The sequence below is a fragment of the Bacillus sp. MUM 116 genome (genome assembly GCF_001866655.1).
Classification (GTDB): Bacteria; Bacillota; Bacilli; order Bacillales; family Cytobacillaceae; genus Neobacillus.
The window spans coordinates 1-10,024 of sequence record NZ_MLYR01000073.1; the positions used below are offsets into that span (position 1 = coordinate 1).

Consider the following 10,024-nt stretch of genomic DNA (forward strand, 5'->3'; position numbering starts at 1 on the left):
GCCTTGCCCCTGTGAGAGTAGGACGTTGCCAGGCTGTTATATTTAATAACTATTTTTTTATCGTCGCGGGGTGGAGCAGTCTGGTAGCTCGTCGGGCTCATAACCCGAAGGTCGCAGGTTCAAATCCTGCCTCCGCAATTATTTTTAGCAATTAGGTTAGAAAACGAAAAATAAGCCCACTCGTTAATGAGTGGGCTTATTTTTCGTTTTAATGCAACTGTTTGCAACTATTTTTTACATTTAGGCCCAGCATTGTGAAGATTTTCACTTAAACTAACAGGCAGGATAGTTGAACAAGAAATATGAAAATCCTCTATCTGTCTCTCACATTTGAGGGCTATTGTGAAACAAAAATGCCAGGATTTTTCCTGGCAAGGTAGAGCGAAAAACCGCTACAAAATATACTGGTTGAAGGTCAGTATTTGGATAAATGTATGGTATTCGAGTTAAAAATCCGGGATTTTACCTACTTAATTGAATTATTTAATTCAACTAATGATTTATGATACAAACAAAAAAGCGTCAATTTGACGCTTTAAAAAGAAGGGGAAATTATAAGTGGTAATGTATTGTATGTAACCTGTTCAAAAATGAAAATGGATAAATGTGGAGAAGGCAAAAAGCGCCAAAAATGACGCTTTCAACGGGAGGTGATTCCCAATCGTCCTACATTTTTATATTATGCAACATTGGTAAAGTTTAGAATGCAAAGTAAGAATAGCTTAAAAATTTCAATAAAAAAGGTGCCCATAAGGCACCAAAGGTGAATTCTGTATCTAGGTACTTTTATAGTTTATGAAATTGGTTTTATAGTTGTTAATAAAGAGTCCATCATAAAATAACCTCAAATTAGGGAGAAAGATGTTAGAATCCAAATGGTCCTGATGGACAACAAGGATTAACTGGAAATCCACACATCGTATGTGTTTCACAGCATTCATTTACACATGATTCTGTGTGGGGAAAAAAATGTTGATGATTAACATGAAGCTTGTTGACTGTTGTCGTATGAGAAGGATGGACATGAGAGACTACTTTATTAAATAAGTTTGTTTTTACATATTGTTGTGCAGGGTCAACTATTCCTGGATCATACTGTGTTGGAAACGCTTGAGGCGGACAGTATATTGGCGGACAAGGTGGTGGCGGGCAGCAGTCGGCTCCCATCATATGAGTTGGAAAACCACCATATCCAATATTTCTATTATTCATAAGAATAACCTCCATGTAAATTTGTCTTGTGTCACCATTAGTCTATGTGAACTTTTGTTTGTGCGGACTAGTTGTATACCTATTTTTAAAAAATACTACAATACACAATACGAAGAAAATGTGTAATAACTTGGTTGGTTCTTGTTCAAATAACGGGTGCAAGAGTTGAACAGTGCTGTCGTTTTCAACAGACTTTTCTTATTGTTCTAGCTTGGCGGAATACTTCAATAAAGTTTGTTTCCTTTGTATGATGGAATTATTAAAAAATGTACTTTTGAGGTGTTATTATGTCAGTAAAAGGTCTTAATCATTTTTTATTTTCTGTGTCTAATTTAGAGAAATCGATAGAGTTTTATAAAAATGTGTTTGATGCAAAGTTGTTAGTCAGGGGCAGAAGTACAGCCTATTTTGATTTGAATGGTATATGGCTTGCCCTTAATGAAGAAAAAGATATTCCCCGTAAAGAAATCAGCCAGTCATACACTCATATTGCATTTTCAATAGAAGAAGTTGAGTTTGATGATATGTACCGTAAACTTGAGGGGTTGAATGTAAACATCCTTTCGGGTCGTCCAAGAGACGAAAGAGATAAAAAATCCATTTACTTTACTGACCCTGATGGTCATAAGTTTGAATTTCATACAGGTACTTTACAAGATAGGCTGGATTATTATAAAAAGGAAAAAACACATATGGAGTTTTACAATTATTAAAAAAAGGATTGCAGCGGCAATCCTTTTTTCTTATTCGCCTAAGGTTCATGTTTGTTGAACACACATAGAAAATAAAAATAACCATTTATTCCCACTGATAATAAAATCATATTAGAATAATCAGGGGTATAATTATTTCTTATCTCTAGGTGTTGGCTGCATCATTTGCGGATACCCAGTGTGAGGATAACCCGTCATGCCATAAGGGTAACCGGTATGGTGGTGATGGTGTCCATATGGATAACCGCCCATGTGAGGATAGCCGGTATATGGGTAACCTCCTGTGTGTGGATAACCCCCAAGTTGTGGATATCCAGTGTGCGGGTATCCCCCCACATGAGGGTTGCCCATTTGTTGACCTTGTACACTAAGCATGCCTGGCAATGAGCTAGGATATTGTCTTTTAGTCATGATATCGCCTCCTTAAATTCTCCCGATAGTGTATGTCTCACTTTTTGGATATGCTTAGATTTTTATCTACAAGACATTAATTTTCAAAAAAATAGGCAAAAAAAACCTGATGAAAAGGCAGTTGTGCTTTTCTATTGGTCTTAGTGGTATTCCTAATCTATTAACAAATAGTTTAGTGACGATATTTTATTACATTTTCTGGGGTGTGTAATCTATAAAGAAATTTTCTCTAATATTTTGATGAAAATTTCTTGTTGACAATTTCCATAAAATACCTCATTCTAGAAATGAGTAAGTCACTCACTCATCAAATAAGGGAAGAGGGCATGTTCGAATGAGCCAAATTAATATCCTGCAAGAAATCGTTCTACGGAAGAGAAATCAGAGAAAGAATACCAAAGAACTGCAAATCAGCACAGCTAACAGCATCGTTGAAGGCTGTTACGTTCAAATTGGTGGTATCGATCAGTGGATCACGATTCGTGGCGAGAATCGGAACAACCCCGTTTTGTTATTGATTCATGGCGGTCCAGCTTCGACTTATTCCATCTTCAGTCCGTTGTTGCGTTCATGGGAGAAGCACTTCATTGTCACTCAGTGGGATCAGCGTGGAGCAGGAAAGACTTTTGGCAAGAACGGTAAAGACGGAAGCGGTACCATCACTTTCGACCGTCTAGCGAAGGATGGGATAGAGGTAGCAGAATACTTACGTGGTAAACTCGGTCATAAAAAAGTAATTCTTATTGGAAGCTCTGTGGGCAGTCTTATTGGTATCATGATGGCAAAGCTTCGGCCAGATCTTTTTTATGCCTATGTCGGTACAGATCAGAATGCCCCAGATACACAAAATCTTTTGTATGCATTAACAGTCAACGCTCTTTGTGGGGCTGGCAATACGAGGGGTGTTCAGTTGCTTGAGAAAATGGGATCTAATCAATCCCAATGGAGTCGTAAAGATTTCGACAAGAGGAATCGACTTCTCGTTAAAACTATTAAGGATGTCCCCAATATGATTACAGACTTAATTTTGCCATCTATGCTCTCTTCTCCGGAACATAAAATACGTGATTTGATGGATATTTTTAAAGGTATGAGTTATTCCCTTGACCATCTATTTGATGAATTAATAAACTTTGATTTTAAAAAATACGGTATGCAATTTGAGCTGCCAGTTTTTATTTTTCACGGAGATAATGATATTATCACGCCAACTGAACTGGCTAGCACTTATTACGATGAGATTGAAGCCCCTCATAAGGAGTTTGTTCTCATCAAAAACGCTGGCCATCTTGCGTGTTTTGCCCGTCCTAATCAGTTTCTTGAGGAGTTGATCAAGAGAGTACACCCACTGGTCTACACGTCTATCAACTAATTGTAAAGCAAAAGTTCTCTAGATTAATGATATAATAAATATGACATTTTTTAGATCCGGAGGTTAAAAGGGTGTCTTCATTAAACAGACAGCAGCAGCTTGATCAAATCCGTGACGAACGCAGGGAGCAGATTAAACAAGCGGCGCTTAAAATGTTTGCCCGCAGAGGATATACAGGAACGAAAACGAGCATGATTGCTAAGGAAGCAAGCATTAGTGAAGGATTAATTTACCGTTATTTCAATTCTAAAGAGGAACTTTTCATAACTCTCGTCCAAGAATTGATGGAAGAAGCAAGAAGGGAACTAGAGTATGTTAAATACCTACCGGGAACTCCTTTTGAACAAATTAGAACCTTAACGAAAAACATGCTTGATGAGAACAATATGTATGCCTTTATGTTAATGGAACGTGCTCGCAAGGCTGATGATGTTCCCGAAAAGGTCACACAAATCTTTGAAGAAGTTTCAACAAATGTTCTGATCGATCCAATAATTCCTATCTTCGTTAAAGGACAGGAATCGGGTGGATTTTCTCCAGGCGAACCCCGAAGAATGTTGTCATGGTATTTTACCATCATCAACAGTCTTCTTACTCAAGAAGAGATTGATGAAGAGTATGGGTTACCAGATGTGGATGTGTTAATACGTATTTTGACAAAATAATTTTCAAAGAAGATTTTGGTATTTAATACCTTCGTTCTTCCATAATCGGGCGCTATTCCGAAGTAATGATAAGAGTCCAATTTCTTAATTTTAATGTTGAGAAATTGGGCTTTTTATATTTATTTATAGTGCAAAATACTCCCAAAGTGACAATAACCTACCCATTTTTACTGAAAATTACCTCCTTGGGAATCCTAATACCAATTGATTAAAGAGAGGGGGGTAGCAATGATTGAGAAAGGAAAAATTTCGTCTTTTCAGATGGGAATTATAATGTATGCAACTGTATTGGCCACAGCGATTTTAGTTCTTCCATCGGCTGCGGGAAAAAGCGCGAAGCAAGACCTCTGGCTATCACCAATATGGGCTTCCCTTATCGGTTTTCTGTCATCCTGGATTTTCATTAAGCTAAACAAGATGTATCCCAGGGAAAATATTATTCAGTACAGTGAGCGTATTATTGGAAAACTCGCCGGAAAGGCCCTTGGGTTTTTATATTTATTTCTTTTTCTTTACGAAAATGGCTTTGTTTTACGGGATTACGCTGAATTTATAATCACTGCCTTCCTTCCAAAAACCCCACTATCCGTCATATTTTCTAGTATAGTGCTAGTCAGTGCACTTGCTGTATACGGAGGGATAGAAGTAATGGCACGTGCGACACTTATTTTCTTTCCGATGCTCACTTTTCCACTTCTGATAATGATATTTTTGCTTTTACCCGATATTGAATTTCATAACATACTACCTATCATGGGGAATGGTGCTTTACCCTCTATACGAGGAGCAATTGATGTTCAGTCATGGTTAAGCGATTTTTTTTATGTATCTTTTTTGCTGCCTTTTTTGAAGGATCGAGAAAAAGGGGGGAAATGGGGTACAATTTCTGTTATTGCTGTTATTTTGACCATGGTGGTTACAAATCTGGTTACCGTTTTTGTCCTTGGTGATGTGACTCAGATAGAGTTATTTCCGGTAATGAATGTTGTCCGGTACATCAGCCTTGCTGGCTTTTTTGAGCATATAGAATCGATTATTATGGCAGTGTGGATTACTGGTATCTTTGTTAAAGTTTCAGTTATTTATTATGCGCTTTCACTTGGGACAGCCCAGTGGATAAATGTATATGATTATAAACCATTTGTGCTTCCACTTGGGTTTCTCCAAGTGCTATTTGGTTTTTGGGTAACTCCAAATTTTCAGGAAATGGTATCTTTTGCTTCTGGGAGTTCAATTTTTTACTTCTTTTCTATGCAAATCGTACTCCCGCTTTTTCTGCTTTTAATTGCTCTTTTGAAGAAATTAGGGGATAAAGATCTTACTCATTAAGCTGATGAAGTGGTTTGATTATTTTCAGTTGGTAAAAGTGTGATGGACATTCATCATACTTTGTATCTATTCTTAGGTATAGGATAACAAAATGGATATTTCTTTCTCGAAGCTGTTCAACTAGGTACAATAACTGATCAGTGTTTCGAAATGCGAAAATATATTAAAGAAAAGAAGCTTTTATGGAAACTTAAGCACTTCAAGATACCAACAACGGATTTATATGATGAATGGTATGGGGAGTATGTAACTCATCGATTTATTTTACCTTGCCATAAGACTGAATTAAAGTATGTTCAAGTTTTAAACGCTATATTTGAAGTTTATAAATAAAAGAAATATAACCACACCAAAGTAAAATGTTAATTGTACCCCATAAAAACCTTGTTAGATTTGCTTACATAATCCTTTTCATCGAATTTTTTGTGGAGTATATTCAACCATATAAACGAAGTTAGGGTGGTTGTCTTGGAAAAAGTAGCAAATAATATAAAAGTAGAAAAATGTATAAAAATTGAGAAACATATGAATGAACTTATTGACCTTCTAGTAGTTATTGTTGAGGATGGTGCTTCTATTGGATTTTTACCACCACTAGAACCTTCAGAGGCAAATAAGTATTGGGAAAGCGTACTAAATCCTGACGTAATCCTTTTTGTTGCTAAGGTCAACAACGAAATAGTTGGTAGCGTGCAATTACATCTATGCTCAAAACAGAATGGTGGACATAGAGCTGAAATTGCAAAATTAATGACTCACCCGAATTATCGGCGGAATGGAATTGGTCGTTTATTAATGGAGAAGGCACATGAAACAGCTTTAAAAATTGGTAGAACATTATTGGTTCTCGATACCAGAGAAGGAGACCCCTCAAATTTACTTTATATTTCATTGGGATACATTAAAGCTGGGCGAATACCTGCTTATGCAATGTCCGAAAACGGCAATTTCGATGCTACAATAATTTATTATAACAATTTGATGTAAGTAGGTAGGATTGTAGATTGTGAAACATTGTACTTAAAATAAAGGGTGCAAGAGTTGAAGAGCTGGGCTGTCGTTGAGGCAGCTTTTTTTATTGTGCTAAAGTGGCAGGTTAGTGGAAGAATAGTAAAAAAACACAAATGAATTGTATCATTTGTGTTCTTTGGTATTATCCTAAACGGTCACCTTTTTTTACTTTTTGCTGAGGTTCTATAAGAACAACACCTTGTTCTGAATAAACCCCCATCACCAAAACCTCTGAACTAAAATCAGCAACTTTCATAGGAGGAAAATTGACTACTCCTAATACTTGCTTACCAACTAGTTCATCTAAACCATAACAATCTGTTATTTGAGCACTACTTTGTTTAATCCCTATTTCTTCACCAAAGTCAACCCACAGTTTATATGCTGGTTTTCTTGCTTTAGGGAACGCTTCTGCTCTGGTAATTTCTCCAACACGCATATCTAGTTTTTGAAAATCATCGAAAGTTGCCATTGTTATGCCTCCTAAAATTTGTTTGTTTCCGAGATAAAGAATGGTTATGTTCTTCTTGTCTATCTTTTACAATTATTAAGACCCCTAAGAGAATTAAAACAGAACCTATCCAAAAGGTTTTAGTAATCATTTCACCTAGTATTAACCATCCTAATAATGTCCCAAAAACGGGTTGAAAGAAAAAGAAAACTCCACCACTGGAGGCATTTAGCATTTGTAATCCACGATTCCAAAGTAGAAATCCGCCTGCTGTTGAAACAACCCCCAAATATAAGAGTCCTCCCCAAATAGTTGGGTGAGTCAGTTGAGATAGATTTATTTCATGTAAACTTGGTAAAACAAAAGGTGTCAACACAATTAAAGCCACTAAGATGGAATAGGTTGTTACCACTATTTGCGAATAAGCACTCGGCAATCGTTTTACAAGAACAGACATGAGTGCCCATGTTAATGCAGCAATAACAAGTGAAACTCCACCAAGTGTACTGGACATACTCATTTTACCGATTCCAACAATGAGAAATACTCCAATTGTAGCTAAACAAACAGAAATTCCCTTTTTTAAAGTCAAACGTTCTTTAAGGATCAAGCGAGCAAAAATTACCATAAATGCTGGTGTTGAAGAAGTTATTATTGCTCCTGTTTGAGCTGTGGAAAGCATTGTACCAGTTTCCTGAGCAACAATTGAAATCGCATTACCTATAATCCCAATAGCTATAATTAATAAGAAATAACGTTTTTCAATCCGCCATTTTTGTCTGGTAATTAAACCTATAATGAGTAATGCGAAAATAGCCACTAAATATCGTAACCACACAAGTTCGAGTGGTGGTATGACCGATACTACAACTTTCACAACAACGAACATACCGCCCCATATACTGGACGCTAAAATTAAATATAAAGAACCTAGTAAGGTGTTTTTCATTTTTTATACCCTCCGTTTTTTTGTTAAGGTCAAAAAATGCCCCTAACGGAGAGACGTAGTCACCTTCACTCCATTAGAAGCTGAAGAGTGATACAGGTACATCATTTTCAAATAATGGAGTCCAATACATTTTGATTCACCTCTAGTCCAAAATTTACGTACAATTTTCTCCGTTGTATTATAACAGAATATTAAGTCTTTTACGAATGAAGTCTGCAAAATGTCAGCGAGACCCTATTTACAAACGAAGCCTGTGTTATGCTTCTTAAGAAATGCTTATACTGAGAGTAAGATTGTGAAGAAATGTACTTACACTAACAGGTGCTTTAGTTGTTCCACTAAAAGGGCAGTTAAGATAAACAAGATCAACTGATAAAATTATAAAATAACAATACATTATGATGAAAAGGTGCTGCTATATTTGGAGCAAATTAGAATTTATAGAGTTTCTATACTGTTTATCGGAGTTTTAATGACCGTTGGATTAGTATGGTGCATATTATTTGTTTTGGCTTTAATACAAGGGGCTTCCTTAACTTTATTTATTACATTAATTTTCCCATTTACTTTTATTGGATATGCTATTTACCTTTCGAGGAAAAGAAACGAGGGTAAGGGATTTTATTGGGATGATGAAGGAATTGTAATCGATTTAAAAGGAAATAAGGTTTACTGGGGAGAAATAGAAGATATTAAGTATTCAAATGTAAGAGGTATGAAATCAACGGTGATTTATCCTCACTATACAAATCACGAAAAAATTAGAATTCGTCGAGGGAAATCGCTTCCAACACCTGCACATTCAATTGATTGGATTTTAATCGAAAAGGCAAAAGAATATCACAAAAATTTAATGAAAGTTTGGGAAGAAAAAAATAATACACAAAAATAAGGCTAACTTTTATAAGACTCCTTTTTCAAGTAACGTGGCAGTTTAGGTGAAAACCTAAATAGGTGTAAAGGATTTAAAGTGATGACGAAGAATTATATATTTTTAGACATTTCATTTAGTTAGCCAAAAAAATTACAAGGGACTTTATAGGAGGAAGAGTAGATGGATATAAAATATCCAATTGGAAAATTTCAATTTAATGGTGAGATTACTAACAGCATTACAAAGGATTGGATAAATGAGATTGAAAGTTTACCAAGATTATTACGAGATGCTGTAAAAGACTTGGATAATGAACAGCTTGATACATCTTATCGTTCAGGAGGGTGGACTGTTCGACAAGTAATACATCACCTTGCTGATAGTCATATGAATGCCTACGTACGCTTTAAATTGGCACTTACAGAAGAAAAACCTGTAATTAAGCCATACGACGAAACTAAATGGGCAGAACTTTCGGATTATAAATTACCAATTGATATTTCACTATCTCTGCTCGAAGCATTGCACCAACGCTGGACAAACCTTTTACGTAGTCTAAGTCCAGCTGATATGGAAAAGACATTTATCCACCCAGATTCGGGTGAAGTTTCAGTAGGTAAAAATATAGGAATCTACGCTTGGCACGGGCGACATCATCTTGCACATATTACTTCTTTGTGTAATCGTAAGGGCTGTTAATGGACTTTGTGAACGATTACACGTAAAGCAACGTGTGCTTTACTTGAAGAAGTCAAATAAAAAAGTCGGTTCCTTAATGTACAGGGAATTCGATTTTTTTATGTTTGAATTTGCTTAGCGTACAAAATTTCCGAAATGTTGGCGATACCCCATATGAAAAAAATGAACGAAATGGTTATTCTTATTATCTTCCTTCCTTAAAACGGCAAGTTGTGGGTCATAGCTGAATTTATTGGTGGCCCATCTCCTTAATTTCAAATCGGAAAACGATGTACAGCTGATTGTGTAGAATTGAAAAAAATTTCTGTTGCAAGTGAGCACAGACGGTGTTACAATAA

The 10,024-nt window shown here is 36.0% G+C and carries 12 protein-coding genes and 1 tRNA gene; 9 read left to right on the forward strand and 4 right to left on the reverse strand.

From position 1 onward, the window contains the following. Positions 1-64: 64 nt before the first annotated feature. Positions 65-138 (forward strand) — tRNA-Met (locus BIV60_RS17435). 726 nt (positions 139-864) lie between these two features. On the opposite strand, the gene BIV60_RS17440 is transcribed toward BIV60_RS17435, so the two are convergent. Next, positions 865-1,212 (reverse strand): CotD family spore coat protein, encoded by a 348-nt coding sequence (locus BIV60_RS17440; protein WP_256218449.1) that lies wholly within the window; start codon positions 1,210-1,212, stop codon positions 865-867. A gap of 287 nt (positions 1,213-1,499) precedes the next feature. Between BIV60_RS17440 and fosM the strand changes: the two genes are divergently transcribed. After that, positions 1,500-1,925: a FosM family fosfomycin resistance protein gene (gene fosM, locus BIV60_RS17445; RefSeq protein WP_071356979.1), complete on the forward strand. Its 426-nt coding sequence runs from the start codon at positions 1,500-1,502 to the stop codon at positions 1,923-1,925. Between the two features lie 132 nt (positions 1,926-2,057). Here the strand turns inward: fosM and BIV60_RS17450 are convergent, their stop codons facing one another. After that, positions 2,058-2,336, reverse strand: a complete 279-nt coding sequence (locus tag BIV60_RS17450; RefSeq protein ID WP_177177330.1) for a hypothetical protein — start codon at positions 2,334-2,336, stop codon at positions 2,058-2,060. 334 nt (positions 2,337-2,670) lie between these two features. Here BIV60_RS17450 and BIV60_RS17455 point away from each other — a divergent pair, with 334 nt between their 5' ends. The 5 genes from BIV60_RS17455 (at position 2,671) to BIV60_RS17470 (ending at position 6,689) form a co-directional block, all read left to right on the forward strand. Continuing rightward, positions 2,671-3,708, forward strand: coding sequence for an alpha/beta fold hydrolase (locus tag BIV60_RS17455; protein WP_071356980.1), 1,038 nt, complete (start codon positions 2,671-2,673; stop codon positions 3,706-3,708). Positions 3,709-3,779: 71 nt separating this feature from the next. Beyond that, positions 3,780-4,373 (forward strand): TetR/AcrR family transcriptional regulator, encoded by a 594-nt coding sequence (locus BIV60_RS17460; protein ID WP_071356981.1) that lies wholly within the window; start codon positions 3,780-3,782, stop codon positions 4,371-4,373. Positions 4,374-4,601: 228 nt separating this feature from the next. Further along, positions 4,602-5,702, forward strand: a complete 1,101-nt coding sequence (locus BIV60_RS17465) for a GerAB/ArcD/ProY family transporter (RefSeq protein WP_083402307.1) — start codon at positions 4,602-4,604, stop codon at positions 5,700-5,702. 150 nt (positions 5,703-5,852) lie between these two features. Then, the gene (locus BIV60_RS31150) at positions 5,853-6,035 is read left to right on the forward strand and encodes a DUF3885 domain-containing protein (RefSeq protein WP_483295117.1); all 183 of its coding nucleotides are present in this window, start codon (positions 5,853-5,855) and stop codon (positions 6,033-6,035) included. Positions 6,036-6,227: 192 nt separating this feature from the next. Beyond that, positions 6,228-6,689, forward strand: coding sequence for a GNAT family N-acetyltransferase (locus BIV60_RS17470; RefSeq protein WP_071356989.1), 462 nt, complete (start codon positions 6,228-6,230; stop codon positions 6,687-6,689). A 166-nt stretch (positions 6,690-6,855) separates the two neighbouring features. On the opposite strand, the gene BIV60_RS17475 is transcribed toward BIV60_RS17470, so the two are convergent. Together BIV60_RS17475 and BIV60_RS17480 are read right to left on the reverse strand one after the other, a co-directional pair. Further along, positions 6,856-7,185, reverse strand: a complete 330-nt coding sequence (locus BIV60_RS17475; protein ID WP_071356982.1) for a tRNA-binding protein — start codon at positions 7,183-7,185, stop codon at positions 6,856-6,858. Next, positions 7,169-8,113 (reverse strand): DMT family transporter, encoded by a 945-nt coding sequence (locus BIV60_RS17480; RefSeq protein WP_071356983.1) that lies wholly within the window; start codon positions 8,111-8,113, stop codon positions 7,169-7,171. The genes BIV60_RS17475 and BIV60_RS17480 overlap by 17 nt, the downstream gene beginning before the upstream one ends. 421 nt (positions 8,114-8,534) lie before the next feature. On the opposite strand from BIV60_RS17480, the gene BIV60_RS17485 reads away from it, so the two are divergent. Both BIV60_RS17485 and BIV60_RS17490 read left to right on the forward strand, forming a co-directional pair. Then, complete coding sequence (locus tag BIV60_RS17485; RefSeq protein ID WP_141770484.1) at positions 8,535-9,005, forward strand: hypothetical protein; 471 nt, start codon at positions 8,535-8,537, stop codon at positions 9,003-9,005. A gap of 162 nt (positions 9,006-9,167) precedes the next feature. Beyond that, positions 9,168-9,686, forward strand: a complete 519-nt coding sequence (locus BIV60_RS17490) for a YfiT family bacillithiol transferase (protein ID WP_071356985.1) — start codon at positions 9,168-9,170, stop codon at positions 9,684-9,686. The last annotated feature ends 338 nt before the right edge of the window (positions 9,687-10,024 follow it).